The organism is Microbacterium sp. ISL-59, from assembly GCF_018613945.1.
GTDB lineage: Bacteria > Actinomycetota > Actinomycetes > Actinomycetales > Microbacteriaceae > Microbacterium > Microbacterium oxydans_B.
Map to the genome: position 1 here is coordinate 215,368 of NZ_JAGGPG010000002.1, position 26,308 is coordinate 241,675.

Below are 26,308 nucleotides of genomic sequence, written 5' to 3' on the forward strand. Positions count from 1 at the left end.
GTGGGAGGGAAGGGGCGTCCGGATGCGACGTGCGTGCGTCAGGATGCCGACGCCGCTCGACGGCGAGCCACCAGCAGACCGCCGGCGCCGAGCAGGACCAGGGCGGTCACGCCGCCGGCGATCAGCAGCCCGGCATCAGCTCCCGTGTTCGCCAGGCCCGAGGCGGCCAGCGTCACGGAGGTGCGAGCCACCTCGACGCCGTCGACGAACACGACGACCGCGTGGCCACCGGCCGGGACGGATGCCGGGATCGTGGCGTTCAACGCGAACGTGCCGTCGGCCGCGGCGGTCGTGCTGCCGAGCACCGTGGGCGTGGAGTGCAGCTCGATGCGCACGGCGTCGGAGTCGGGGTCGACCCCTTCACCCTCGACCCTGATCTCGCCGCCGGGACGCAGATCGCCCGTCACGGTGACCGAGGCGTCACCCGTTGCGGGAAGCTCCCCCTCGCCGCCGCCCGGCTCACCGCCGCCGGGCTGGTCGCCGCCCACGGTGACGGAGGCGGTGGCGGAAGCGGGCGAGCTCCCGATCTCGTTCCGCGCCGTCACCGACGCCGAGTGGGTGCCCACCGGGACCCCGGTGAAGGTGTGGCTGGTGACGCCCACCGCGATGTCGACGGTGGTGGCACCGAGCGTGACGGAGTATCCGGTGAGCGGCGATCCGCCGTCGGATGCCGGGGCGGCCCAGCTGACCGTGACGGCATCGCCCACGGCGGTCACCGTCGGAGCCGACGGCGCCGCGGGAGCGGTCACCACGGGCTCGACCCCGAGTCCGAAGAACTGATCGAGCTTCGCGAGCGCCTCGTCGGCGAACGCGAGGTTCGTGAGGCGACCGGCCTCGTACTGCTCATCGGTCTGGTTCGGCCGCTTCGCGGGACCCTGCAGGTCGGAGATCCACCACCACTCGGTCATGTACTCGCGGAAGCCCGCCTCACCGTTGTCCTGGATCCAGTTCTTCGTGATGGGGGCGGCCGTGGCGGAGCCGTCGTAGTCGAAGAGGTACGGAACCTGCAGCTTGCGGGCTGCCACCTTGTCCGCCGCGGTGTCGCCGCCCGGGTGGTACTCGACCCGCTGGCCGGCGCTGCCGTTCAGGACGTACTGGGTCTGCAGGTTCGGGAGGTGCTTCTGCACCAGGTCGCCGTAGAGGTGCGCGATCGACGAGTTGGAGTCGCGGATGTGAGCGTTCGCCCCGCTCCAGCCGTCGAGGCGCAGGTCGAACACGTACACGGTCTGCACGCCGGACTCCGCGGCCTTGTGGTTCACGTCGCGGATCACGGCGCGGGTGTTGTGGCACCAGGTGCCGCCGAACAGGATCGTGTGCTCCCCGTCCGACTCGAGCAGGTCCACGAGCTCGGGGTACGTGATCGACTGCAGCACGAAGTCATCGGCGTCGGCGTCCGTGAAGATGGTCTCGCCGTACGCGGTGAGGTTGGTGCTGTACGCCGCACGGTGGCGGGAGTTGACCGCGGTCGAGAAGAACTCGTACTGCGACTGGGTGTCCAGCGTCGCATGGCCGTTCACGGCGACGGCCTCGAACACCGATGCCACCTTCTGGCGGTACCCGTCCGTCGCCGCCGAGGTGGTGTCCTCACTGCCGCCGAGCGACGAGACGATGCGGTCCTCGACGCCCTCCACGCGGCGGTCGCCGTCGTAGACGAAGAGGTAGGGGTCGGTGCCTGCGCCGAACTCGGGGGTCGTGTCCTTGTTCAGGTACCCGTCGACGAGGCGCGTGTAGAGCGCGCCCGCGGCCTCGCCGGCGACCCCCGTGACGAACGTCCGGATGTCGACGGAGGCGCCGTCCAGCAGCGGATCGAACGTGTAGATCGCGTCGACGCCGTACTGCTGAGCGACCTGGTCGATCTGCGCCGCGGTGGCGACGGTGGTCGGATCGCTCGGACCGCCGAGGAGGAACGCGTAGGTGCCGTCGCTGTTGAGAAGGCTCTCGAACCGCTCGAACGTCACGGACTCGAAAACCGAGCCGGCGCGGAGGCCCGGGACGGTGTCGGCGAAGTAGTCGAACGTCGGGGTGGGGACCGGGGCGGCTGCTGCCGGGAGGGCCGTGAGACCCGCGGCTCCGCCCGCGACGAGCGCCGCGATGACGGACCCCGCGGCGAGACGTCTGCCTCGTGCTGTTCTGGACATGATGAAGGTTTCCTGTTCTCGGTGCGTGTGCGTGATCGGGTCAGAGGATGGGGGTGCCGTCGTCGGATGCCGCGGACGGGACGGTCGCTGTCGCGCTGGAGCGACGACGCAGCCACCACCAGGTGAGCAGCCCGCCGGCGACGACGACGATGCCGCCGAGCGTCAGCGGCGCCGCCAGGGGGATCCCGGCTTCCACGGGCGCTTCGGTCGTGACGGTCGCAGCGGTCTTCGCCGTCTCCGTCTCCTCGCCGGCGATCTCCACGCCCGCGATCGACTCGGACGCCGGAGAGTCGCCCACGGCGTTCGTCGCGATCAGCGTGAGGTCGTACGTGCCCTCACCGAGTTCGATCTCGTACTCGGTGGCATCTGCCGGAAGGGCGATCGGCGTGCCCTCGTTCAGGACCAGCTTGTAGCCGGTGAGCGCGGAGCCGCCGTCGGCCGGAGCCGTCCAGGCGAGCGAGAGCGTCGTGCCGTCGATCTCGTGGGAGAGGCCGCTCGGAGCCGTCGGAACCGTGGCCGCGACCGCCGCCTTCTCCGGGGTCGTGCTCGTGTTCGTGGTCGTGGAGTTCGATGTACCGGCCGCCGGCTTGTCGTTGCCCGTCGCGGGTGGCTGCGCGGGCTTGGGCGCCGGAGCGGGGGCCGGGGCCGGCTTGGGCGCGGGAGCGGGAGCCGGCGCGGGCTTGGGCGCGCCGCCACCGCCGGAGACTGCCGCTGGGGGCGCCTCCACCGTGGAGTCGTACGGGTAGCCGCCGAGGCCCTCGCAGGCTCCCAGGTCGAAGTTGATCGAGCACAGGTCGCAGACGTCGCCCGCGGCGTGCGCAGCGGTCGGGATCGCGATCGGGGCGAGCAGGAAGGCGGCGGAGACCGCGAGGGCGGACAGTACGCGGGAACGGCGGACGGATTTCATCGGGAGACTCTCTCGTGGATCGGACGGGCGGCGGGCAGCTCGCACTGCCCGAGGGGGAGGTCGGCGGGGATGCCGAGGTCGGAGACGACGGGTGTCGGGCCGGTCTGCGCACGTCGACGCTCCCGCCGCGATGCGGGCTCTGCCGGAGCCTCGACGGGCGGCCGTTCGCCGCGGAAGACGGCGTCGTCGAGCACACCCAGGCGGCGTGCCACGATGGTCGCCGCCGTGGCCGCCGCGGTGACGTTGGCCATCGTCGATGCGGTCCCGGCGACCGCGCTGATCGGGATGAGGACGACCAGCACCTCGATGGGAAGACCGGAGGCGCTGAGCACCGCGGTGGCGGTGATGATGGCGGTGCCCGGGACCCCGGCGGTGCCGATCGAGACCAGCAGGCAGAGGAGTGCGAGGGCGACGTAGTCCCACACCGAGTACTCGATGCCGAGGACGTTGATCGAGAAGACCGCGACGATGATCGGCCAGATGCCCGCGCACCCGGGCATCCCGATGGTCGTGCCGATCGGTGCGGTGAACGCGGCCACGTCCTCGGGCACGCCGACCTTGCGGGTGAGGGTGGGGATGGTCAGCGGAAGCGTCCCCACACTCGACTGGGTCGTGAACGCCGTGTACTGGGCGGGGGTGAGGAGGCGGAACCACCGGATCGGGTTCACGTCGGCGAAGACTCGCAGCAGCACGCCGTTCACGACGTAGGCGTCGATGAACGCGATCCCGAGTGCCAGCACCAGAACGAGCGCCAGCGCCAGCACGGTCTCGATGCGCGTGACGGCGGTGGCCGTCGTCGTGGCGACGAGGGCGAGGACCGCATACGGAGTGAGCTCGATGATGAAGCCCACCGCGGTCATGATGACCTTCTTGGTGCCGTCGATCACGCTCTTGAACGAACGCAGGTTCGGGTCGTCGCTCCGGTTGGCGACCAGGTAGGCGACGGCGAAGAGCAGGGCGAACAGGATGATGCCGGTGATGTTGTTGCTGACGAAGTCGCCGGCGATGTTCGAGGGAAAGAGTCCGAGCAGCACCTCGTCGAGCGGCTTGATCAGCCCGGTCAGAGTGTCGCCGCTGCCCTCCTGCAGATCGAGCTGCACTCCCTGGCCGAGTCCGACGCTCAGCGCGATGGCGAGTGTGAGGACGATGGCGATCGCGTTGGTGAGGAGCAGCCAGAAGGCGCTCGACAACCCGATCGTGCGCAGCTTCACGGCCGATCCCAGCGAGGTGACGCTGGACAGGATCGAGATGAAGATCAGCGGAGCCACGATCGCCGTGATCACCTGCACGTAGAGGTCCCCCAGAACGGCGACGAACTCGAGGCCGTCGCGGAACCCGATGCCGATCCCGATGCCGACGCCCAGGGCGATCAGGACGAGCGAGGTGAATCCCGCGCCGCGGCGACGAAGCAACGCGATGCCGACGAACGCGACGAGGGTGACGGTGAGCGCTGCGATGGGCAGGAGGACGGCGCTATCGGGCATGGCGCGAGATTATCGATCTGCTGTGAGTCGCCTTTCGGGCGGGTCGATCTGTTGCCATGTGTGACGAACCGTGTCCGTGCCCTGTTTCCGAGGTCGGCCGTACGATACGAGCGCGATGGCGGCTCCGGGCGCGAGTAGTCTCTTCCCGTGCGCCTGGGAGTCCTCGACATCGGATCCAACACCGTCCACATGCTGGCGGCCGACGTCCGCCCCGGTGGACGTCCGCTCGCGACGACGAGCGACAGGACGGTGCTGCGCCTCATGCGCTACCTCACGCCCGACGGCGCGATCTCGGAAGAGGGCGTGGTCGCGCTCGAGGCCGCGGTCGCCCAGGCCCGTCGCGTCGCCGAGACGGAACGGGTCGATGCGCTGCTCGCGACGGCCACGAGTGCAGTGCGCGATGCGCGCAACGGAGCCGACGTGATCGCGCGCATCGAGGCGGCTCTCGGGCAGCCGCTGCAGGTGCTCGACGGCGAGACCGAGGCCGAGCTGACGTTCCTCGCCGTGCGGCGCTGGTTCGGCTGGTCGGCGGGGCAGCTGCTGCTCCTCGACATCGGCGGAGGCTCGCTGGAGATCGCCGCGGGTGCGGAGGAGCTGCCCGATGCCGCGGCATCCGTCCCCCTCGGCGCCGGACGCATGACCGTGCAGTTCCTGCCGAACGACCCGCCCGGCGAGGCCGATGTCGAGAAGCTGCGCACGCACGCCGCCGAAACGCTCGCCACGGTCCTGCCGCAGTTCGCCGCGCTCCCCCGACCCGACCACGTCGTCGGCTCGTCGAAGGCCATCCGCTCGCTGGCACGTCTGGTCGGTTATCCGGCCCCCGGATGGTCGGGGACCGAACGGATGCTGCTCCCCCGGGCCTCGCTCGGCTCGTGGATCCCGCGGCTGGCGCGGCTGCCCGCGTCGGCCCGGCAGGAGCTCCCCGGCATCACCCCGGACCGTACGTTCCAGATCGTGGCTGCGGCGGTGTCGCTGCACGCCGCGATGACGGCGCTGAAGGTGGAGGAGCTCGAGGTGTCGCCGTGGGCGCTGCGTGAGGGTGTGCTGCTGCGCTACATCGAGCAGCTGAGCTGGAGCGACGCCCGAAGCTGAGAGTCGCACCGGGGCGCCGCGGATACCATGACGGGATGTCCTCCGCCACCGCTGCCCCCGTCCGCGCCGGGGCTGCGACGGCGCGGGTCGCACTCGTCGGCTACCTGCTCTTCATCGGCTTCACGGTGTGGCTGCCGGCGAACGTCTCGGCGAAGGTCACCGGTCTGGTCGGAGTGATGGCCCGGTGGGTGTCCGACGCCGGCATCGCTCCCTACTACCAGAGCGCCGTGGTGTTCGAGTTCCTGGCGAACGTCGCCCTCTTCGTCCCGGTGGGTTTCCTGCTGCCGTTCGCCTGGTCGCGCCTGCGGCTGTGGCAGGTGGTGCTGATCGGCGCCCTGATGAGCGGGCTGATCGAATCGGTCCAGGGGCTCATGCCCTCGCGTTTTCCCACGATCTCCGATGTGATCGCCAACAGTCTCGGAACGCTCGTAGGCGGGGTGATCGCGGTGCTGCTCATCCTGATGCTGCCGTCGCGTCCCGCACGGAGCCCTAGGCTGGTGGCGTGAACCCGCAGCACGACGATGGACCGCCGGCCGGCATGAGCCGCCGGGAATGGCGCGAGAAGCAGAATTCCGCCACCGCCCCCGAAACGCCGCCCGCTCCCATCCTCTCCGCTTCCGCCCCGTCGACTCCGCCCGCCCCCGCGGAGGATGCCGCACTCCTCGACGCCATCCTGGGCGCCCCGGAGTCGGACACCCCTTCGTCGCGGCTCACGATCCTCACCGTGTGCACCGGCAACATCTGCCGGTCGCCGCTGGCCGAGGTCATGCTGCGGGCCGACCTCGAACCGCTCGGCGTGCGGGTCCACAGCGCGGGCACTCATGCGCTGGTGGGTCACGGCATGCCCGAGCCGGCGCTCGAGCTGGCCGCGCAGGCGGGCGTCGATCCCGCGACAGCATCCGCCCACCTGGCCCGCTACCTGGTCGAGCCGCTTCTCGAAGACGCCGACCTCGTCCTCACCATGGCGCGCGAGCATCGGTCGCACGTGGTCAAGATGATGCCGAACCGGCTGCGTCGCACCTTCACGGTCCGCGAGTTCGCGCGCCTCGCCTCGACGTTGAGCACCGACGACGCCCGCGCTGCAGCCGACGCGGCCGGCTCGTCCTCCCACGATCGGTTCGCCGCCGTGCTGCGTGCGGTCAACGATCAGCGCGGCGTCACCGCCTCCTCCGGGGATGACGACGATGTGATCGACCCCTACCGTCGGTCGCGTGAGACCTATGCCCGGTCGGCGGCGGAGCTGACTCCCGCGCTGGTCGAGGTCGAACGAATCGTGCGCGCCGCCCTCACGTGAGCCGCGTGCGCCTCCGGCGGAGGGGTGTTCGCCGTATGCTCATTCTCATGTCTGCATCCCGACCTCCCCGCGGGATGTGCGAGGGGATGAAGAGTTGGAACTGAGAGACTACGCGCGCATTCTGCGCGCGCATTGGATCGTCATCGTCGCGGCCACGCTGGTGGGTGCGGCCCTGGCGTTCGGCTGGAGTTCCCTGCAGCCGCGGGTGTACTCGGCCGACACGACAGGCATCGTGACGGCCGTGGGCGGCGACGGCACGAGCGGTTCCGCGCTCGTGGGCAACCAGCTCGCTCAGAGCAGGGTCAAGTCCTACCTCAATCTCGGTTCCTGGCGGGCGGTCGCCGAGCACGCGATCGACGAACTCGACATCGACGCCTCCCCCGACGTGCTGGTCAACCGGGTCACCGTGACGAACCCCGTCGACACCACCGCGCTGAAGGTCACGGCCACCGGGCCGACGCCCGAGTCGGCGCAGGCGCTGGCACAGGCCTGGCTCGACGGCATGGCGATCGAGATCGAGAAGCTCGAGGGCGGCACGGCGGAGACGCCGGCGGCGATCTCCCTCATCGTCGGTGACTCCGCACGCCTTCCCAGCACCCCGTCGTCGCCGAACACGCGGCTGAACGTGATCATCGGCGCTCTCGCCGGTCTCGCCCTCGGTCTCATCTACGCGTTCGTGCGACACACCGTCGACCGTCGTGTGCGTCACCCCCGCGACATCGAGCGCGAGACGGGCGTCTCCGTCATCGGCACCCTCCCGCTCGAGAAGTCGATCGCCGACGAGCGACAGGTGATCGATTTCTCCCTGGAATCGCAGCACGGGGTGTCGCATCACCTCATCGAGTCGATGCGCGAGCTGCGCACGAACCTGCAGTTCATCGACGTCGACAACCCGCCGCGCGTGATCGTGGTCACGAGCTCGGTGCCCGGCGACGGCAAGTCCACCGTCTCGGTCAACCTCGCGTCCAGCCTCGCCGCAGCAGGACAGTGGGCCATCCTCATCGACTGCGACCTTCGTCGCCCGGTGATCGCCGACATCTTCGGGATGTCCCACGACGTCGGCCTCACCGATGTGCTCGCGGGCCGCGCCGAGCTGCAGGATGTGGCGCATCGCCCGTCCCGCGACATCCCGCTGGCCGTCGTCGGCGCCGGGCGCATCCCGCCGAACCCCAGCGAGCTGCTCGGGTCGCAGCGCATGCGCGACTTCCTGGCGGAGATCAGCAAGTCGGCGATCGTCATCCTCGACTCGCCGCCGGTGCTGCCGGTGACCGACGCCGCGGTGCTGGCCGCGAACGCAGACGGCGTGCTGATCGTCGTCTCGTCGGGGAAGACCACCTTCGACATGCTGCAGCGGGCGATCGACAACATCACCCGCACGACCGGCCGCGTGCTCGGCGTGGTGCTGAATCGTGTGCCCCGCAAGGGTGCCGAGTCGGCGTACTACGGCCGCGAGTACTACGGCGCCTACGAGCGCTACGCGAAGGACGGCGCGGACAGCGAGAGCGCGGAGTCCGAGGCAGCAGCACCCGGCGTGCGCCGGCGCGGCACCGCTCAGGTCTGAGGCACCGCTCAGCGCGGGGTCGGCGGCAGCAGGAGACCATCGTCGATGAGCACCTGCACGGCCGCCTGCACGATCGACGCCGGGTCTCCGTCTGCGGGCTCTCCGTGCACGGTCACCACGGCGTCGACGAGCTGAGCGAGCGTGCTCCCTCCGGCGGCAGCGGTCCAGATCGTCGGGCCGATGCCGTCGAGGACGTGCACCTGTCCCCCGGTCGGCGTCCGCCGCAGCACGGCGATGCGGCCGTCGAGCACCAGCTCGTCGACGGTCTCCGCGCGGCGGTATGCGTCCGCGGCTGACGCGTCGACCACGGGTGCGGTACGGGTGACGATCGACCGAACCGGAGCCGGCTCGACGTCGAGCAGATCATCGATGATCCCGTCGATGCCCGTCACCTCCCGGTAGCGCAGTCGCACGGCACCACCGGTGGCTTCGAGCACCGCAGCGATCCGCTGCAGGGGTGCCGGCCCGTCGGAGAGATAGCTGGTCTGCGGCCCCAGCAGCGCCAGGGCATCCGCGATGTCCAGCGGTTCGATCTCGGGCACGTCCGGGCCCTCCGGCGAGCGATCGATCACGACGATCTTCGCCACCCGCAGCTCGGCTGGCAGGGCGTGCGCGCCGCCGATGCTCGACAGCGCGACCTGCGCCTTGGGGACGGCATCCTGTTCGATGATCGACAGCGGCTTGCGGTAGGGCACCACGCGACCGGTGTCGTCGATGCCGATGGTCTCGTCGCTCACGTACGCGTAGCGCTGCGAGAGGTGTCGGGCGGCCGTCGTCTTGCCGGTGCCGGATGCCGCGCTGAGCACCACGACGCGACCGTCGTCGGCGGCGAGTCCGGCGGCGTGCAGCATCCAGATCGGGTCGTGTCGGCGGTGCGCGAGGGCCTTGATCGTGACGTCGGTCGAGAGCGCGGAGAGGGCTGCGGCGTCCTCCGTGTCGGCCGGAACCACGGCGACCGCATCGGCGACTCGATCGCCCTCGTAGCGCGCGTCTGTCCAGGCGACGAGGGTGCGTGCGCGGAAGTCTTCGTCGCGCCGAGAGGCGTCGATCTCGATGACGGCTCCGACCGCGTTGACGAGGAAGCGATCGGACATGGCAGCAAGCCTATCCACGTTCTTCGACTCGGCGAGCCGCGCAGGCGAAAGCACATTGCGCGCAGGAACAACGCACATTGCGCGCTTTTCTTCCATTCGCCGGACATTCCCCGGCGGGCGCTCTACGGTGGCTCGCAGTGAGGCTCCTGGGGGATGCAGATGAGGTTCGTGTCGTCTCACTACACGAATTCAGAATCTGTGTTGACAGGAGGGGCCGGATGATTGAATCTGTATTCAATACACCACCGTATCGAGGCATCGGGATGGCGAACCCGGCAACGCGACGCGTTGATGGGAGCAGGTTCGGCACCCCGATCGCAGAGGCGCCGCAGTTGTTCGCAGGCACCCTGAGGGGGAACGTCTCGTGAGTCACTCAAACGCTCAGGTCATCGACGACAGAGAGCTCGCGAAGCATGGTGTTCGGCGGGTCGGTGACCGCCCCGGACTGCGTTCCCGGGAGCGCGCCTCCGGCGGTGTGCGACTGCTCAGCACGGGCGGAGGGACCTCCGAGCTCCACGTCGACACGGTGACCCGGTACCCCGACCACTCGGTCTTCGCGTTCGTCGAGGCACAGGCGCTCTGGTCGCGAGTAGAGGGTGAGCCCTGGGTCGAGACCGAGGGCGGTCTCGTCGTCGCCGCACACGGCATCACACGCCGGTTGCGGTGGGCAGGGCAGTGGCGCTTCGTCGCCGCACTCGTGCCGCGCTCGGCCATCGCCTCGTTCGTGCCGTCGCTGCCTCCCGACGCGACCGTGTTCACGGACCGCCGACTCCTCGACACCTCGATGCAGCAGTTCGTCGGGTGCCTGCTCGACACCGACGACAATGCATCGGCGATCGAGCAGTACGCCATCGAGCAGTTGGTGATGGAGATGTGCGGCGCGGTGCTGCTCGACCGGATCGGCGGGGTCAGCGCCCAGGGCTCGCCGCATGCCGTGCTGCGCGAGCGTGCCATCGCCGTGATCTCGCAGCAGTGCGGTGACCCGTCGCTGAACCCGTCGCGCGTCGCGCACGAGGTGCAGTCGTCGCTGCGGCAGCTGCAGCTCGTCTTCTCCGAATCCGGCAACAGCGTCGCGGCGGAGATCCGTCGGCAGCGTGCACGGCTGGCCCACTCGCTACTCGTCGACAGTCGCTACGACGTGCTGAGCATCGACCAGATCGCGCAGCGTGCCGGATTCCACTCTCCGATGAGCATGCGTCGGGCACTCGACGAGACCTATCAGGCCACCCCGCGCACCCTGCGCTCCTCACGCCGGGCGTAGCTCCACGCCGCCAGAACGCACAGATCGCGCAGGTTGAGCGCACCCTGCGCGTAGTTCACCGAAACCCTCTTCCTCCCCCTCTTCCTCTCCCTACTTTGATGACCACGAAGAGGCTCCTGGGGGATGCAGACAACGTGTCGCCTCTTCACGACACAGCGGGAAACCGCATCTGCATCGAACAGGGAGGGCACTCACGTGACCGAAGAAATCCAGAAGAACAAGGGCATCTCGCGCCGCACGATCGTCAAGGGCGCGGCATGGTCGGTCCCCGTCATCGCGGCAGCCGTCGCCACGCCGCTCGCGGCCGCGTCGCTGGTGAACGACGACCTCGTTCCCGCGCTCAGCGGCCCGATCTCGCTGAACCTCGGTCTCGCGACGGTCACCGCGGTCAACACGCTGACGATCACGAACAGTGGCACCGATGCGTCGCCTGCCGGTGCCACGGCCGTCGTGCAGTACAACTCCTCCCTGCTGTCGCTGAACATCGCGGCGGTCGGCGGTGTCACCGTCGGAGGCGCGGACGGCAACTACACGCTGACCCTCCCGTCGATCCCCGCCGGAGGCAACATCGTGATCGGGCTGGGAACCACGCTCGACTCGCTGCTGAACATCACGCTTCTCACCACGCTGCTCGGCGGCCCCCAGCAGGTCATGACCGCGACCGTCTCGGGCGACTCGGTCACGGGCAACAACTCGACCTCGTCGAACATCGGCATCTCGCTCCTCTGAGCCAAATCTCGATGGGAGCGCCGGGCCCAGCACCGACGCTCCCATCGTCGCTCCGGCCACTGCCGATGGTGGCGGCAGGGCGACGCGCAGCACCGAGCGGACGGATCCTTCCAGGATCCGTCCGCTTTTCCCATCCGGGAGAATCGACGCATGAGCGCATTCCTCGTTCCGCTTGCCTTCCTCCTCGCCGTCGTCTTCGCCGTGAGCGCCGTGGGCAAACTGCGCTCTGCGGATCGCGGACAAGCGGCCTTCATTGCCCTGCGCATCCCGGTTCGCCACTCGAAGACCGCGGCCGGGGTGCTGATCGCGGTCGAGGCGGTTGTCGCCGTGGGCCTGCTCGTAACCGTCAGCTGGCTCTTCGTGGGCTTCGCCACGGCGGCACTCCTACTGACGTCCGGCCTCCTGATCGCCGTCGCCCGGGCGCACCGGCTCGGCGCCACCGATGACTGCGGCTGCTTCGGCGACTGGCTCCCCTCCGCGATCGGACCTCGACTCATCGTGCGCAACGCGGTCCTCACCGCCATCGCCGCCTCGGTACTGGCGGGGGCCGTCACCGCGGCCGCCGTCTCCGAGCCCGTCGGGATTCCGGTCACGCTCTTCACAGGGCCTTCCGCGCCGCTCGTGCTGGGCGCGGTCGGCTCCGGGTTGCTGATCGCCGTCGGCGTCTGGTCCCTGGTCCGCGCATCGCACGCCACCGGGCGGACGGACGCGCAGATCCCCCGTGGAGCCGGCGCCGTGCTGCTGCCCGCCACGGCAGAGATCGTCGACGTGCTCGTCCCGGCAGCCCGCGCTCGCCTCCTGGTGTTCGTCGCGCCCGGGTGTCATGCGTGCGCGACCGCCCTGGCATCGCTCAAGGCCGCAGAGGCCCCTCTGGCGGCCGTTGTCGACGTCTATGTGATCCAGCGCGCCGTGAGCGTCGCGGCGAGCACAGAGCCGCCGCACGACCTCCCCGCTTCGACGCGGTTCGCGCTCGACGTCGGCGGTTCTGTTGCGGCGGCGCTCCGCATCGGAGCGGAGACCCCCGTGGCCGCACTCATCGGCACCGACGGAACGCAGGCCGGGCCGCTGGCGGTCGGCAGCGACGAAGTACGGGTGCTGATCGACAGCATCCGCGCGGCGGTCGAGGTCTCCCCCGCCTGACGCGATATGTCGGCGCCCTGCGTCTCGGCGCCGCTTAGCCTCGCATGGCTCCGCGTACTTCGCGTGTGTCGACGGTCTGACCGCGGAGCCTTGGGCGGGGTCGACCGCCTGCGCGGCCTCACAAACATCCCCAATGATGCGCTGGTCACCAGGATCGTGACGCGGCTAGCCCCTCAGTAAGGCGCCTGTTCGGACCGATCACTTGTCGCGGCACCGGATACCTCGCCGGTCCCGGCCCTCTGACCGGCACGTGCGCGGCCACCGGGCGCGAAATGGCCAGGCTGTGCACTTCCCCTCCGGCGCGCGTTCGGCCCCTCGTCCTTGGTTGGACCGCCTCCAGGCCCGCGGTCCCCGCGGGGTACCAGCGCCAGAAGGAGAACAGCTGCCACGAGGCCGTGCGAGAGCATCGCGGTGTGGAGGGCCGTGTTTGCCATAGTGACGGAGGGCATCACGACCACGGATGCCACCATCCAGATGGGAAGTCGCCCCGCAGCCCGGTCAAGCACACGCAGGTAGATGCCAAGCAGGACGCCGACTCCGAGCAGGCCAACCCATCCGAACTCTGCGAATCCGGCCGCGAAGATGTTGGCATTGAGGGAAGATTCGGACGAACCTGTGGCGTAGATCGCGATAGTTCGGGCCGGGCCAAACTCGTACTCGGTGTCGATGAACGGCGCGAGGATGGAATTTGCCAGCATCGACAGCGGGTTGTGGCTATACCACTCGAAGTAAAGCCCGGAAAGACGAGCCGGGGTGTAGAGGAAGCGACGGCCGAAGAGTGACGTGAGGGCCACTGAGTCGGTCTGCCGATCGATGAACCAGCAAACGAGGAGAAGCGCCGAAGCTCCCCAAAGGAGCGTGATCATCCGCGGCCGCTTTCGCTTGAACAGGATGATCATGAGCGTGATCGCGACTAGGGAGAACAGCACGGACTTGAACCCGGTCGCGGTGTAGAGAACAAGCTGTCCGAGCACGACGAACGGGATGAAGCCCCAACGTCGTTGCTGAATGAGGCGGACGAGAATCAGAGGGTTGACGACGTTGGCCTGGTTGGAGACGAGGTAGCCGAGCGCAGTCGATTCCGCGATCGCCTCGCGATAGTCAGCTCTTTGGTCGTAGATATCCGCGAGCTGGAGATAAGACAAGCTGATGCCGGTCGTCGCCGCGACGTACAGGTAGGTGAGGGCGGTGAAGCCCCCCACCACGATCCAGAAAGTGTTCGCGGTCATGCGGATCGGCAGGGGTTCAGGGTCCTTCTTCCGCGCCGCGACTATCAGCGCCAAGGTGAAGGATGCGCCCAACCCGAAACCGAACTCGACGGCTTGCCAGGGTCCCATAGGCCCGAGGTAAGGAAGCATCAGCATCGCGGGGCAGACCACCACCACGTACAGCACCCACAAAATGACCGTAGACGGGCGGCGGGGAGCTCGCGGGAGGAACCAAGCGACGACGGTTACCGCAAACCAGGAAATAAGTGTGATCTCGAAGGGAGCTTCGGTGTAGCGGTATCCGGCGTACGAGAATTTCGGTTGGATGAGTGTGACGAAGACGTGGTGCAGAACAATCGCGTAGGTCATCGTCGCTGCGGGGACGATAAGAAGGGTGCGCGCCAATCCCTTGACGACATCGTTCTCTATCACCCGACGAGCATATCGTCACGGTCGGGTGCGGCCATCTCGTCGACCGGTGCGGTCAGTCAGTCGACAAGCCGATCGACTCGACAGCGACGCCCTGCTCGGTGCGCTTGCGGGGGCGTCCGGTGAGCCAGCCCATGACCCATTCCACAGGGCCGGTGCCGACGAAGCGCCACCAGAGCCATCCGACGAGGATCATCACCGGCACGATCACGGCCCATCCGAGCCAGAGGTTCTCCGTGGGGCGGCCGTGGCTGGTGTTCCATGCCGCGATGAGTCCGACATGCAGGAGATAGAGGGACAGCGCCACCTGACCGCACGCGATGAGGGGGGTGAAGACGGCGCCCCAGAACCGCTTCGCGCCCGCTCGCTGCACTGTCGCGGCCAGTACGACGCAGACGTACACGACGAAGACGAGTCCGAAGTCGCGAAGCGTGTCGACGTAGTCTCCCGACTGAGCGCGAACGATGTCGAAGTACTCCAGGAGCCCGCGGGCGATGAAGGCAAGGGGCGCCGCCACGGCGAGCACCCAGAGGAGTCGATCCCGCCGGAAACCGTGTCGGACGAGGACCGCGCCGATAAGGAACATCGGAAGCAGGTTGACCACGCGATACTGCGGCCCCAGAAAGGTCCAGACCATGAGGTCGCGAACGGGTGCCGGCGCGGTGTAGACCCATGTCCACGTCCGCGCGAGCTCGAGGAGCGGCTCACTGATGGCGAAGAGCAGAATGGTGATGCCGATGACTACCGGAGTGCGCGCCAGAAGCAGAGGGGCGCCCACGATGATCAGCACCCCGAGGTAGGCGAGCACCACTGCGACCCAGGACCCCCAGGTGGCCATCCAGACGCCGAGCACGACGAGGAAGAGACCGCGGAGGCACTGGTGGAGCAGAGTCGTGCCGATCTTTCCACCCCGCCGCCAGACGAGCTCCGCCGACATGCCCATCACGAGCGCGAAGAGCGGCGACGCCACAGCGCTGAAGTTCGAATTCAGGAAGTGCACCGCGGAGGGGACGTTCGGGATGAAAGGCGCGGCGTGCGCGATGAGCATCGCCACGATCGCGAACCCTCGGAGAACGTCGGGCACTACGAGCCGCCCGCCCTGGGGAATCGCCGCGGGGTCGCTGCTCGCTTCACGCGCGACGGGTGCGGAGTTCTGAGGCATGTCCTGACAGTATTGGGTCTACCGAGAACTCGCGACCCGGAGGCCGAGATGACGACATCTGAGTCCCGCCCTGATCGCCGACGCCGATCCAAACTCTGGATCCATCTCGCGCTCGCGCTGGGCCTCACCGCTGTCGTGATCGCTTTCTTGGGGCAGCCGTCATCAGGCTCGATGTCCCCGACGCTCGAACCCGGCGATCGGCTCATCGTGAATCGCCTCGCCTACGTCGGCTCCGACCCCGCAGCAGGCGACATCGTCCTGTTCCGTCCCGGCGATGCCTGGGGAGAGCGCCCGACACCCGCGAACGGGCTCAGCGCAGCGGTCTCCTGGGTCGGGGAGACGACAGGGATCCGCCCGTACGTCCTCGTCAAGCGAGTGATCGGCGTTCCCGGCGACACGGTCGAATGCTGCAGCGCCGAAGGTGCTGTCCGTGTCAACGGTGTGGAATTGGACGAGCCCTACGTGCGCAAGGACCTCCCGTTCATCGACGGGGAACTCGATTGCGACTCCCAACCCGCGTCGTTGCGGTGTTTCCCCCCTGTCACGGTCCCCGCCGAGTCCTACCTCGTACTCGGCGACAACCGGGCGAATTCTGCCGACTCGGCCTACCTGTGCCGAGGCGGCGGCGCGGACGATTGCTGGCGTTGGGCGGAGAGAGACCTCGTCGTAGGCGAAGCAGGGCCGATCCTGTGGCCGATCAGCCGCTGGGGTGGGCCGTAGCGACGAGCGGCGGTGCGCTCAGCGGAGAGATCCGGCCGAGAGTACCTCGACCACCCGCTCCGCGGCATTGCCGTCGCCGTAGGGCGCCTCGAACGTCGTCGCCGGCATCGGCCGGCGCACGGCGTCGGCGATCTCCGCGGCGCTGTTGGCGAGCACATTCCACCCGAGCTGCACGGTTTCGACCCACTCGGTTTCGGTGCGCACGGTCGTGCACGGGATCCGAAGCAAGAAGGCCTCTTTCTGCAGACCACCGGAGTCGGTGACCACCCCCGCGCTCGACATCACCGCATTGATGAGATCCGGGTACGCCAGCGGCGCGTGCGTGAGCAGTGTCCCGCGCTGGAGGTCGATCCCGTGCTCCGCAGCCTTCGCGACCACCCGAGGGTGTGCAAGAAGCACTGCGGGGCGGTCGAGAGCAGACAGTGCGTCGACGACCGATGCCAGACGCTCAGGATCGTCTGTGTTCTCCGCGCGGTGAATCGTTGCGACATAGTATTCGCCCGGCTCGAGCCCCAGCTCTGCGACGAGACGAGAGGGCTCGGCGCCGACCTTGTCCCGCATCTCGAACAGGACATCGGTCATCACGTCGCCGACCATCACGCTGCGGTCTTCGAGGCCTTCGTGCGTGAGGTGTCCCATGGCGACCTCGGTCGGCGCCAGCAGGACGTCGGCAGCGTGATCCGTGAGAACCCGGTTGTGCTCCTCGGGCATGCGTCGGTTGAAGCTCCTCAGGCCGGCCTCGAGGTGTGCCACCGGGATGTGCATCTTCACCGCGCTGAGGGCAGCCGCGACGGTGGAGTTCGTGTCTCCGTAGACGAGCACCCAGTCGGGGCGATGCTCATCGAACACGGCGTCCAGGGCGGCGAGCATGCTGCCCGTCTGGACTCCATGAGAACCGCTGCCCACGCCGAGATGCACATCGGGGTCCCCGATCCCGAGGTCTTCGAAGAACACGTCCGAGAGCATCGGGTCGTAGTGCTGGCCGGTGTGGACGATCACGTGATCCACCCCGGCGGCCTTCATCGCCCGATGGATCGGAGCGAGCTTCACGAACTGAGGACGGGCGCCGACGACACTGATTACCTTCACGGAACAAGCCTATGGCGTGACGACCCCTCGCTCATCCGGACACCTTCCGCGGCTAACCGCATCCAGGGGCGTCGAGAGTCACCGGCGTCTCCCTCACCATCGCGGTGTGCTTCACCTCGGGTGCACCATAGCCACTCGCGGGCTCGCCCTCGGCGCCGCGGAAGGTGGCGACGATGTTCTGAGTGGAGTTCGGCGGCGACAGGATGCTGACCCGCACGGCCCCTCGTCCGAGATGTGTCGCGCGGGTGCCGGCGGTCTCCACTCCGTCGACCGTCAGCGATTCAATTGATGCGCCCACCGGCGCATACAAGATCACGTCGGTCGCGATGTCACCCGGCCGGTAGTACGGACCCGTGATGTAGCTCGGGAGCGACTCGGCGTCACCGCGACTGATGCCGTTGGTGAAGCTGATGGCCGTGGTCCATGTCGGCTCGGCGGTGCTCGCCGTGCACTGATCCGTCGTGAGATTCACGGACGCATCGACGTAGTAGTCCATCTTCGAGCCGGTCGTGTCGTTGAAATAGACGCCGACGGCTGTCACGTCATCGTTGGTCGTCGGCAGTGTGCCGGAGAGCGCCGTGGCACCTATGGCCGCTCTCTCGTCCTCGTTCGCTGACCAGAAGTGGATCCGACCCTCATCGACCGACTGCAGAAGCCCCTCCAGGAATGCCTTCGGCTCTGGCGCTCCTCCGAGCACCTGGGCGAAGATCGCAGCGGCTGCACCATCGAAGAATGCGTTCGAGTCGACGCCCTTCGGGTACGCGAAGTAGACCTCGTTGAGCAGCATGCTCACGGCGTTCTCCGACGACAGCGTCTCACCTGTCGGCACGGATATCGGTCCGGTCGCGGGCAGCAGGTAGCTGAGGGCGACCGGGTCGATCGACATCACGCCATCGATCTGATCGTCGAACTTCTCGGCCCACCACGCCTGCGCCAGCCCGGCGCTCGTGGGGAAGTCGGCAGTTCCGGTGAGGTTGGCGATCCAGCGTCCGAGGATGTCGGAGTAGAGCGCCTCCGACTCGGCATCCAGCGGCGCGATCGGCTCCGCTCGGGCGCTGGTGAACTCGGTCGCAGCCGCTTGCCTGACGACCGACAGAGCGCCGTCCTCCGCACGCACCTGGATGAATGATCCCGGGCCTCCCCCGCCCGCACGGAGTTCCGCATTGCCCAGGAACATCAGGAGGTAGTTCCGAGGCTCATCAGCCCCGAGGATCGCGGGGAGAAACTCGAGGGTGTCAGACGCCGCGGTAAGGATGGGCTGCAGTTCGGCGATCGCGTCGACGATCTGGCTGACCCCTTGCTTCACCTGCGGCAGCAGCGCCGACTGATCGATCCCGCCCACCCGCTCCGCAAGCGCACTGACGGAACGATCCGCCTCGCCCACGATGGAACCGACGGCCTCCAGCTGCGCCACGTCGATACGACCATCCTGAGGGGTCAGACTGGCAAGGCCGATCGAGCTCGCCGGGACGAAGACCCGAGCGCCCATCTCCTCAGCCGCCTCGGCGACCGTCTTCACCGCACGCAGATTCTCAGCGGGCGGGAGCGGGATCGACTCGAGCACTCCCCAGATCCTGCCTCCGGTAGCGGAAGCCGCCTGCGCGGCTTCCGCCTCGAACGCATGAGCTGCCGCTTCCGAGGCCGCGGTATCACCGGCGAGCAATGCGGTGCGGAACTCAGCCGCGTGCGGCATCGCCGCAAGAAGGTGCGCACGAGCGTCCATCGCCTGCGCGTACACTTTCGAACCCGCCCACGCCAGCCCGGCTGCCGCCACGATCAGCAGCGCGAGGCACGAGAGCGTGATCCACAGCGCGCGCCGCTTTCGGCGAGGACGCCGTCCGCGACCGCCGGTCCTGCCGTCGTCGTGTGACCGCGGTGGACGTGCGTCAGGGTGCGCCAGCTGCTCGTCTCGCCCTCCGGATGGCTGGTCGCCGAACAGCCCTGCCAAACCGTCGGACTGCTCCGGCGCCGCCTGCGCGTTCTGCTGGGCTTGAATTTCTCGCAATTCGCGGCGCGACGGAGGGGGCGAGCTGTTCTCGGGCATCTCACGATCCAATCATCTGAAGCTGCATAACCCCTATTTCCCCCCGAGGAGGGCACGCACGGCGCGGGAGAACCGGCGGACACGGGCAAGCACCAGAGTCCGAGCGGGAGCATCTGGAGCATCCTCGACCGACAGCATCATCGCGGTCGATGGCCAGATGAGCCGCCCGAGCACGCGGGCGCGGTGGCGCCATGGCACGGTGAGGAACGCCTTTACGTAGCGGCGCGGGCCCGAAGCGGATCGCCATGCCCAGTCCTCGGGTCGCGGGGTGGCCAGTCCGTGGATACTCGACTCGCCGTATGCCTCACGGAGGACTTGTCGAAGCACGTACCCTGCCCCGAGATCATTCGCGGAACGGATCGTGTCGTGGCCGGCGGCTTCCAGTGCGTGGCGGGCGTTCGCCGCCTGCACCGGGTTGGGCTGCCGTCCGTGGGTCGGGCGGAGTTCGTGCAGGGCCGTGATCACTGCGTGCTCGGACCTCGAGGGCGTCTGCACTCGCACTCCGGCGTAGGCGCGGGACTCCGAACTCGCCTGCACATACTCGAATGCGACTTCGGGACTGATCGCCATTCCAGGGAATCGCGAGTGCACATCGATAGCGCACCCCCACTCCGCTGGCTGCAGCGTGAGGGAGTGTGGCACTCCCGTCCCGAGAAAAGCCGAGTAGAGCGGTGTCCATCCCCAAGCCACCATGGCCTCGGCGAGTCGCACCTCGTCTCCGGGGCGAACCCAGCAGTCCACGTCGCCGGAGTGCTCACGAGCTCGCAGCCCCTGAGCATGCAGGGCCGGGCCCTTGATGAAGACGATCTCGATCGCGTTCTGTCTCGCCACCTCGGCGAGCAGCGCATAGACGAGCTCATGTTGCGGGGACCGCAGCCACGGCGGCGACAACTCGACCGCGCCTCGGTCGACATGAGGCGATGCGGTGGCGAGTCCCATCTCCTCCAGCTGACGCACGACGTCGCTGGTGTGCTCATCGAGTGTCTCGTCAGCTGCGGGATGCTCCAGCAGGCGTCGCCAGGCGGCTGCCCCGTCACCCCACAGGTAGGCGGGGGCGCCTGCGTTGATGGGAAGCAGCAGCAGCTCGTAGCCCTCTTCGCCGATCGGGTGTCCGACCAGGTCGAGAGCGCCTACGGCGACCGAACGCCAGGTTTTCGCCGGTCGGCTCCCCGCGCCCGTGCTCATGCCCATTCCGCCTCCGCGCGGCGGGATGCGAAGAGGCACAGCAGGAACAGGGCAGCGTACATGGCGACCTGAACGATAGTCAGCACAATGAGTGCGGCCTCCAGCCCGAAGCCCCACAGCCCGGGAAGGAGCACGGCAGCGCAGATCAGGACCGTCCGGCTGACATCCCAGGCGAGCTGGAGGTACTGCCGCTCGAGCACGAGCAGCGCGCGAGAGATCGGAGCCACGACGAATTGAGCAAGATAGAAGAGCACGGTTATCTGCGCATACTGACCTGCCACCGCCCACTCCGCACCGAAGACGAACCCGAACAGCACCGGCCCGAAGACAGCCACCACGATCGCCGGGACCACTGCCACGGCCAGCAGACGCGTGGAGATTCGAAGAAGCAGGGCGGAGAGGCGTCCCGCCCTCTCTCGCCGCCGCGTCGCGAACGTGCCTTCGAAGTACTGGCTGACGGCATCGACGACCATGCCGATCGGCGTCGCCAGAACGCGGATGGTCAGCGCATAGAGCCCGGCCTCGATCGATCCGTACATCGCGATGACGATCAGCGGCGGGAGTTGAAGCCCGAGGATGTTGAGTACCCGAGACCAGGTGACGACGAGCGGAAAGCGCCGGTAGCGGCGGGCCACTACTCGCACGCGCAACGGGGATGGCCATTCGCGACGTTCCCCCCGAGTCCCCGCCATCCCGACCGAGCTCGCCACCCGCCCGACGAGAATGCTCGACAGCAAGCCGAGCGGACCCACCGCGAGCAGGCCGAGGACGACGCTCGAAAGCGCCTGAGACGTGCCCTGGATGCCGTTTCGCACGGCGAGCCGACCATAGGCGGCATCGCGGACGAGCGTCGAGGACAGCGCGGAATACGTCCCCATCGCCATGGTCGTCAGCGGCAGCAGCCACCAATAGGCGGAGAAGATCCCCGCCGTCTGGAGCAGCGTGTCCAGCCAGGGACCACCGAACCACATGAGCACGGCCAGAAGCGCACTCATGACAGCGGTGCTGCCGAGAGTGAGGATCGCGAGCGCACGGGCGCTCAGCTCAGCGCGCGGAATGACGATCGCCCGTTCCCAGCTGAGGCTGACGATACCTCCCGCCACCGTCGCCAACGCCGTGAATGCGGCGAGCGCCCCGAAGTCAGAGACGTCGTAGAGACGGGTCAGCAACGGCGAGACCGCAAGCAGGGTCCCCTGACCGATGAGGGTTCCGGTCAGAATCCGGGACACTCCGGATTGCAGGAGCGCGCTCAACCGTCGGAACACGAACGTCTCATCTCCAGCGGAACCGATCATAGGTGTCGACCAGCCGCTTGCCCTCGGCCTGCCAATTTAGTTGCTCGACGGCCAGCCGCCGGGCGTTGCGAGAGTGGGCGGAGAGCAACTCGGGCTTGCGCGCATACTCCGCCAGCGCGGCCGCCACCTCGGCCGGTGACGATGGATCGACGAGCAGACCGCATTCGTGCTCGGCCACGATGGTCCGCCACAGCGGGAAGTCCGAGGCGATGACCGGAACACCGGCGGCGAAATACTCGAACATCTTCGTGGGCAGTGCGTCCCTGTGCGCCTCTGTGTCGGCGAACAGTACGAGTCCGACTCGACTCGAGAGGATGATGTCGCGTGCTTGCTCGGGGCCGACCTGGCCCACGAAGTCGACCTGCCCCCAACCCGGGAGCGCCCGGAGCGAGCTCAGATGCGCTTCCGAGAGCGAACCGGCAAGATTCAGTCGCCAGCCCTCGGGCGCGCCGGGATCCCCGAAAGCGCCGATCATCGTGTCAGAGCCACGGCGGCTCGCGATACCCCCGACATACACAGCGGTCTGGGCGCGCTCGTTGATGTCGACCTCGTCGGCCGACGACTCGCTCTCCCGCAGCGGCGGATAGTTGTGCACGACGACGACTCGGTCGGTCGGAAGATGCGCCGCGATCGTCTCGGTCGCGGCGACGCAGACATTGGCGGAGCGCACAATCTGTACGAGCCCTGTCGCGAACCAGCTGACGACCTTTGCCCGAGCGGGCGAGAGATAGGACTTGGTCATCACCTGTATCGGAAGGTCCTCATGCGCGTCGTACACGACGGTACGCCCGAGCATCCGGAGGACGGGAATGTAAGGGATCAGTTCGGGGTCATGCAGGTGCACCACCGCGGCGCGCGTACGAATCGCCATCGTGACGGCCTGCAGGCTCGAGAGCAGCATCCGGGCAATGCGCCGACGCCGCGGAATGGTGAGCACCGTGACGCCCGAGGGCGGCCCTTCGATCGGGCTCTTCACCGCAATCAGGGTGACCTCGTAACCCGCCTCGACGAGACTCGCGCACTCACGGTAGTGGATGCGGTTGTCCGTCGACGGGTGAACCGAGCTGACGTGAGCAACGGACCGCCGACGTCGGCGGCTCGAGGCGCTCGCGAGCGGCGCCTTCGCCAAAGAACCGAGGGCCGACGCGAGGCGCGCAGTCAGCACCTCGTGGGTGTAGGTGGCATTCACGTACTCGTGACCCTTGCGGGCCAGCGCGGCGCGTTCCGCAAGCGGCATGCTGTAGATCTCGAACATCGCCTCAGCAAGCGCGGGACGATCATCACCGGGAACAGTCAGACCCGATCCCGCTTCGCTGATCGGGTTGTTCGGAGCGCTGCTGGCGAAGATCACCGGACGTGCGGCGTTCAAGTACGTGAAGAGCTTGTTCGGGCTGATCCCGTAGTTGTAGACCGGACTGTCGTGGAGGCTTGCGACCAGACAGTCCGCTTCCCTCGCCCGAGCGATCACCTCGCTCTGCGGGATTCGATCCTCGAAGGCGATGCGCGAGGAACTCGACAGACTCTTCGCGAAGTCCTGGAGCTGCGGTTTGAGAGGCCCATTCCCGACGAATCGGAGGCGGGCGTCGATGTCGGGGTGCGCAGAGCAGAACCGATCGAACGCCTCCATCACCCCATCGAGGGCGTTGGCATTGCCGTGAGCGCCGAGGTACATGAAGGTGAACGGCGATTCGTTGTCCTCGGGGAGGTCGAGCGCTGTCGAGTCGTCGAACCCGTTCGACACCCAGCAGAACTTCGCCGGGTCGATGCCGTTCTCCTCGAGATAGCGGTCCACGTGCGGCAGCGGCGAGACGACCATGTCCGCGACTCTCGCCAGCTTGACGGACAGACGGCGCATGAAACGCGCAGGCAGCCCCTGCGGCGTGAGTTTGCCGAGGTGGACGAGAGCATCGGGCCACACGTCACGAATCTCGTACACGAACGGCACCCGGTTGCGCTTGGCGAGACGATAACCGACCCAGGCAGCCAGCAGATGGACTGTGCTCCCCATCACGACATCGGGTCTGCGGAGCCCGCGCGTCATGCCCGGGAGCAGAGCGATAGCTGTGAAGACGAACATTCCGATGAATCGCCGCGCCATGCTGCGGCCATATGCGCTGGCCCGCACCCAAAGGACAGGGACTCCATCCTCCGAGGTGATCTGGCGCAGCTTCCATCCAGGCATCGCCTGCGCACCGCGCGCGTGAACCGTGCTCGCCACGATCAACGAGGCGCTCCATCCGTGGGCGGGGAGGTAGCGCGCCATGTTGAGGTGACGCCCGGAGCCCCCGTCTTTCGACGGCACGAGGGCGTGGTGATTGACCAGCCAGATGTGCCGGTCGCTCACGACGCTGCGGTCTTCGAGTGTCATTCAGCAGCTCCTACAATTGCCTCGTACTTGCTCGATGCGACGCCCACGTCGTACCGGAGGAATTCGCCCAGTTCCGCTCCGTACCCGCCGTTGAGCTGCGCGACGAAGAGTGCGGGCAGGTCGGCACCCGCCAGATGGTTGAAGGGATACCCACCACCGAAGCGCGGATTGATGTCGATCACGCTCGGCACGCCGTCATCGGCCACGATGACGTCGACATCCACGCTGCCCCGGTGGCCGAGCCACGTCGTGAGGCGCTCGCCGAGCGGCAGGAACGGCGACGCGTCCGCCGAGATCGCCTGGTCCGTCTCACCCGACCGCATGCGCAGCTTTCGCCTCGCGAGAACCGCGACCGGGTGCGCGCCCACCTTCAGGGGAGCGACCACGTCGAGACCGAACTCGATGCCTTCGAGCGCTGGCTGCGCGATGAGGCCGTCGGGCACCAGGCCACCGGATCTCGTCGCCCACTCCACGGCGAGGGAAAGGTCGCCCGCAGCCACGTTGATGAGTCCCGACGAGCCGCTGCCGAAACGGTCCTTGATGATGATCCGCGGCGCGGAGCGGGCGAGCTCGGCAAGGCCTTCGAGGTCTGTGAGCAGAACCGTACGCGGCGTCGCGATCCCTTCCTGAGTCAGAGCACGGGACATGAGGAGTTTGTCGTGCACGAGGTGGTGCCGATCACCGGGGACGCCGAGCACCTCCGTACCGAGCTCCGTAATCCGCTGTCCCAGCCCGGAGGTCGCCAGCGCCTCGATCTCATAGTCGTTGACCGAGAACAGCAGTGCAGGGCGCAACCGGTCGGCCAGGTTCACCATCGCGGGGAAGTACTCGTCAGACGCGTACGCCGGCATGAGGTGTCGGTGCGTCGCATGCGAGTATGTCGCAGATCGAGCGTCAGCATCGGTGACGTGCACCTCACCCGATACGCCTGCGCGGGAGAGCGCCTTCTCGAACCAGTCGTGAAGGTAGATTCGGCGCCCCGCGGACCCGATGACGATCCGGAACGTCTGGCTGTCATCCATTCGCGTGCCCTGCCGTGATGTCTTTGGTGAGGTGGAGCTTCTTGCCGTCCTCGCGGGTCCCGACGATAGAGAAACCGAGGCTCTCGTACAGACGACGGGCCGGCTCGTTGTCTGCCGGTGTCTCCAGTTCCAGCCTGTCGAAGCCGAGGCGTCTGGCGTTGGCGATGAGAATGCTCATGGTGTCTCTGCCGAAGCCGTTCTTGTGCTGATCGGGATCGACGTAGATGTACAGCGACGCGGTGCTCTCTTCCACGCGCAGCAGACCGCACATCGAGACGGAGACTCCGGCGGGAGTGACTCCCACCCAGTCCCATCGGTCCGATGAAGACCTCGTCGAGGCGAACCACCGCACCGTCGAGTCGATGTCCGCTGCGAAACTGATCGAGATGCCCGCCCTCACGCGGTCGTCGTTCAGCCAGCTGACCCGCGTCTCGAGGTGCTCCTCCGCGAGGGGCGCGAGAGAGAGCCTGCTCGTCGATTCCGGGCCGAAGAACTCGCTCATCGTGGCCTGGCCTTCCGCCGCGACATCGCGAGGGGTGATGACGGCCTTCGCCGTGAGGAACAGGATCCGAGCATCGAGCAGGAGGCTTCGCTGTTCCACATACTCCTGGTCCAACCGCAACCTGTCATCCCAGGTCAGCGCGTTGCGACCGCTCACCTGCGCAAGCCCGGTGAGTCCCGGCCGCATCGAATGGCGGCGCTGCTGCTCAGCCGAATACCGCTCGAGGTAGGCCAGACGAAGGGGTCGAGGACCGACGAAGCTCATGTCTCCGACGAAGATGTTCCACAGGCTCGGGATCTCGTCGATACTGGTTGCGCGCAGCACTCGCCCGAACCTGGTCATCCGCTCTTCGTTCGACACGCGGCCGCGAGCGGCGTCGATCGACCGCATCGATCGGAACTTGAGCAGCGTGAACGGCACCCCATGCCGGCCAGGGCGCTGCTGCTTGAAAATGGCCGGATGGCCCAGAGCCAACGTGACGACGACATACGCAACGAGGAGAACGGGACCGAGCACGACGAGTCCCACCGCAGCGGCTGCCGCGTCGAGCCCTCGCTTCACCACGTCGTACGGACGCACCCGCG

Annotated in this window: 21 protein-coding genes; 8 read left to right on the forward strand and 13 right to left on the reverse strand. The window is 67.8% G+C overall.

The annotated features are described in order from the left end of the window. Nucleotides 1-38 precede the first annotated feature (38 nt). From J7E45_RS05200 to J7E45_RS05210, 3 genes are read right to left on the reverse strand one after another with little or no spacing between them, the layout of a single operon-like run. Entirely contained in the window at nt 39-2,138 is a 2,100-nt protein-coding gene (locus J7E45_RS05200; RefSeq protein ID WP_215067633.1) for a fibronectin type III domain-containing protein, read from the reverse strand. Nucleotides 2,139-2,178: 40 nt separating this feature from the next. Continuing rightward, entirely contained in the window at nt 2,179-3,045 is an 867-nt protein-coding gene (locus J7E45_RS05205) for a fibronectin type III domain-containing protein (protein ID WP_215067635.1), read from the reverse strand. Further along, on the reverse strand, nt 3,042-4,529 hold the full coding sequence (locus tag J7E45_RS05210) for a dicarboxylate/amino acid:cation symporter (protein WP_215067637.1): 1,488 nt from the start codon (nt 4,527-4,529) through the stop codon (nt 3,042-3,044). The genes J7E45_RS05205 and J7E45_RS05210 overlap by 4 nt, the downstream gene beginning before the upstream one ends. A gap of 147 nt (nt 4,530-4,676) precedes the next feature. On the opposite strand from J7E45_RS05210, the gene J7E45_RS05215 reads away from it, so the two are divergent. The 4 genes from J7E45_RS05215 (at nt 4,677) to J7E45_RS05230 (ending at nt 8,476) form a co-directional block, all read left to right on the forward strand. Continuing rightward, entirely contained in the window at nt 4,677-5,621 is a 945-nt protein-coding gene (locus J7E45_RS05215) for a Ppx/GppA phosphatase family protein (RefSeq protein WP_029261189.1), read from the forward strand. Nucleotides 5,622-5,656: 35 nt separating this feature from the next. Continuing rightward, entirely contained in the window at nt 5,657-6,127 is a 471-nt protein-coding gene (locus tag J7E45_RS05220) for a VanZ family protein (protein ID WP_215067639.1), read from the forward strand. Beyond that, nucleotides 6,124-6,915 carry a low molecular weight phosphatase family protein gene (locus J7E45_RS05225; protein ID WP_308162060.1) on the forward strand — a complete coding sequence of 264 codons (792 nt, stop codon included), beginning with the start codon at nt 6,124-6,126 and terminating at the stop codon, nt 6,913-6,915. The genes J7E45_RS05220 and J7E45_RS05225 overlap by 4 nt, the downstream gene beginning before the upstream one ends. A 94-nt stretch (nt 6,916-7,009) precedes the next feature. Further along, nucleotides 7,010-8,476 carry a polysaccharide biosynthesis tyrosine autokinase gene (locus J7E45_RS05230; RefSeq protein WP_215067641.1) on the forward strand — a complete coding sequence of 489 codons (1,467 nt, stop codon included), beginning with the start codon at nt 7,010-7,012 and terminating at the stop codon, nt 8,474-8,476. An 8-nt stretch (nt 8,477-8,484) separates the two neighbouring features. Here the strand turns inward: J7E45_RS05230 and J7E45_RS05235 are convergent, their stop codons facing one another. Continuing rightward, complete coding sequence (locus J7E45_RS05235; protein WP_215067643.1) at nt 8,485-9,570, reverse strand: hypothetical protein; 1,086 nt, start codon at nt 9,568-9,570, stop codon at nt 8,485-8,487. A gap of 364 nt (nt 9,571-9,934) precedes the next feature. Between J7E45_RS05235 and J7E45_RS18165 the strand changes: the two genes are divergently transcribed. The 3 genes from J7E45_RS18165 (at nt 9,935) to J7E45_RS05250 (ending at nt 12,700) form a co-directional block, all read left to right on the forward strand. Continuing rightward, nucleotides 9,935-10,831 carry a helix-turn-helix domain-containing protein gene (locus J7E45_RS18165; protein WP_215067645.1) on the forward strand — a complete coding sequence of 299 codons (897 nt, stop codon included), beginning with the start codon at nt 9,935-9,937 and terminating at the stop codon, nt 10,829-10,831. A 195-nt stretch (nt 10,832-11,026) separates the two neighbouring features. Further along, nucleotides 11,027-11,560: a hypothetical protein gene (locus J7E45_RS05245; protein WP_091035106.1), complete on the forward strand. Its 534-nt coding sequence runs from the start codon at nt 11,027-11,029 to the stop codon at nt 11,558-11,560. Nucleotides 11,561-11,710: 150 nt separating this feature from the next. Continuing rightward, a complete protein-coding gene (locus tag J7E45_RS05250; protein WP_215067647.1) occupies nt 11,711-12,700 on the forward strand; it encodes a MauE/DoxX family redox-associated membrane protein in 990 nt (329 codons plus the stop codon). A gap of 173 nt (nt 12,701-12,873) precedes the next feature. Here the strand turns inward: J7E45_RS05250 and J7E45_RS05255 are convergent, their stop codons facing one another. Together J7E45_RS05255 and J7E45_RS05260 are read right to left on the reverse strand one after the other, a co-directional pair. Beyond that, nucleotides 12,874-14,340, reverse strand: coding sequence for a hypothetical protein (locus tag J7E45_RS05255; RefSeq protein ID WP_215067648.1), 1,467 nt, complete (start codon nt 14,338-14,340; stop codon nt 12,874-12,876). 52 nt (nt 14,341-14,392) lie between these two features. Continuing rightward, nucleotides 14,393-15,499 carry an acyltransferase family protein gene (locus J7E45_RS05260; protein WP_215067650.1) on the reverse strand — a complete coding sequence of 369 codons (1,107 nt, stop codon included), beginning with the start codon at nt 15,497-15,499 and terminating at the stop codon, nt 14,393-14,395. Nucleotides 15,500-15,547: 48 nt separating this feature from the next. On the opposite strand from J7E45_RS05260, the gene lepB reads away from it, so the two are divergent. Beyond that, nucleotides 15,548-16,219 (forward strand): signal peptidase I, encoded by a 672-nt coding sequence (gene lepB / locus J7E45_RS05265; RefSeq protein ID WP_215067652.1) that lies wholly within the window; start codon nt 15,548-15,550, stop codon nt 16,217-16,219. Between the two features lie 18 nt (nt 16,220-16,237). Here lepB and wecB read toward each other — a convergent pair whose 3' ends face one another. Genes wecB through J7E45_RS05300 form a run of 7 tightly spaced genes read right to left on the reverse strand, consistent with a single transcriptional unit; the run spans nt 16,238 to nt 26,303 of the window. Further along, a complete protein-coding gene (gene wecB, locus J7E45_RS05270) occupies nt 16,238-17,308 on the reverse strand; it encodes a non-hydrolyzing UDP-N-acetylglucosamine 2-epimerase (protein ID WP_215067654.1) in 1,071 nt (356 codons plus the stop codon). A gap of 52 nt (nt 17,309-17,360) precedes the next feature. Beyond that, nucleotides 17,361-19,352: a DUF4012 domain-containing protein gene (locus J7E45_RS05275; RefSeq protein WP_215067656.1), complete on the reverse strand. Its 1,992-nt coding sequence runs from the start codon at nt 19,350-19,352 to the stop codon at nt 17,361-17,363. 33 nt (nt 19,353-19,385) lie between these two features. Then, nucleotides 19,386-20,537: a nucleotidyltransferase family protein gene (locus tag J7E45_RS05280; RefSeq protein WP_215067658.1), complete on the reverse strand. Its 1,152-nt coding sequence runs from the start codon at nt 20,535-20,537 to the stop codon at nt 19,386-19,388. After that, nucleotides 20,534-21,802: a lipopolysaccharide biosynthesis protein gene (locus tag J7E45_RS05285; protein WP_215067660.1), complete on the reverse strand. Its 1,269-nt coding sequence runs from the start codon at nt 21,800-21,802 to the stop codon at nt 20,534-20,536. Before J7E45_RS05285 ends, J7E45_RS05280 begins: the two co-directional genes overlap by 4 nt. Nucleotides 21,803-21,809: 7 nt before the next feature. Next, the gene (locus J7E45_RS05290; RefSeq protein ID WP_215067662.1) at nt 21,810-24,200 is read right to left on the reverse strand and encodes a glycosyltransferase family 4 protein; all 2,391 of its coding nucleotides are present in this window, start codon (nt 24,198-24,200) and stop codon (nt 21,810-21,812) included. Then, nucleotides 24,197-25,222 carry an ATP-grasp domain-containing protein gene (locus J7E45_RS05295; RefSeq protein WP_215067664.1) on the reverse strand — a complete coding sequence of 342 codons (1,026 nt, stop codon included), beginning with the start codon at nt 25,220-25,222 and terminating at the stop codon, nt 24,197-24,199. The genes J7E45_RS05290 and J7E45_RS05295 overlap by 4 nt, the downstream gene beginning before the upstream one ends. After that, nucleotides 25,215-26,303: a GNAT family N-acetyltransferase gene (locus tag J7E45_RS05300; protein ID WP_308162061.1), complete on the reverse strand. Its 1,089-nt coding sequence runs from the start codon at nt 26,301-26,303 to the stop codon at nt 25,215-25,217. The genes J7E45_RS05295 and J7E45_RS05300 overlap by 8 nt, the downstream gene beginning before the upstream one ends. Nucleotides 26,304-26,308 lie beyond the last annotated feature (5 nt).

What these genes read in the sequence shown, in the direction of transcription:
- J7E45_RS05200 (WP_215067633.1), bottom strand. Translation starts at nt 2,138, where the DNA reads ATGTCCAGAACAGCACGAGGCAGACGTCTCGCCGCGGGGTCCGTCATC.
- J7E45_RS05205 (WP_215067635.1), bottom strand. Translation starts at nt 3,045, where the DNA reads ATGAAATCCGTCCGCCGTTCCCGCGTACTGTCCGCCCTCGCGGTCTCC.
- J7E45_RS05210 (WP_215067637.1), bottom strand. Translation starts at nt 4,529, where the DNA reads ATGCCCGATAGCGCCGTCCTCCTGCCCATCGCAGCGCTCACCGTCACC.
- J7E45_RS05220 (WP_215067639.1), top strand. Translation starts at nt 5,657, where the DNA reads ATGTCCTCCGCCACCGCTGCCCCCGTCCGCGCCGGGGCTGCGACGGCG.
- J7E45_RS05235 (WP_215067643.1), bottom strand. Translation starts at nt 9,570, where the DNA reads ATGTCCGATCGCTTCCTCGTCAACGCGGTCGGAGCCGTCATCGAGATC.
- J7E45_RS05250 (WP_215067647.1), top strand. Translation starts at nt 11,711, where the DNA reads ATGAGCGCATTCCTCGTTCCGCTTGCCTTCCTCCTCGCCGTCGTCTTC.
- J7E45_RS05260 (WP_215067650.1), bottom strand. Translation starts at nt 15,499, where the DNA reads ATGCCTCAGAACTCCGCACCCGTCGCGCGTGAAGCGAGCAGCGACCCC.
- lepB (WP_215067652.1), top strand. Translation starts at nt 15,548, where the DNA reads ATGACGACATCTGAGTCCCGCCCTGATCGCCGACGCCGATCCAAACTC.
- J7E45_RS05275 (WP_215067656.1), bottom strand. Translation starts at nt 19,352, where the DNA reads ATGCCCGAGAACAGCTCGCCCCCTCCGTCGCGCCGCGAATTGCGAGAA.
- J7E45_RS05280 (WP_215067658.1), bottom strand. Translation starts at nt 20,537, where the DNA reads ATGAGCACGGGCGCGGGGAGCCGACCGGCGAAAACCTGGCGTTCGGTC.
- J7E45_RS05290 (WP_215067662.1), bottom strand. Translation starts at nt 24,200, where the DNA reads ATGACACTCGAAGACCGCAGCGTCGTGAGCGACCGGCACATCTGGCTG.
- J7E45_RS05295 (WP_215067664.1), bottom strand. Translation starts at nt 25,222, where the DNA reads ATGGATGACAGCCAGACGTTCCGGATCGTCATCGGGTCCGCGGGGCGC.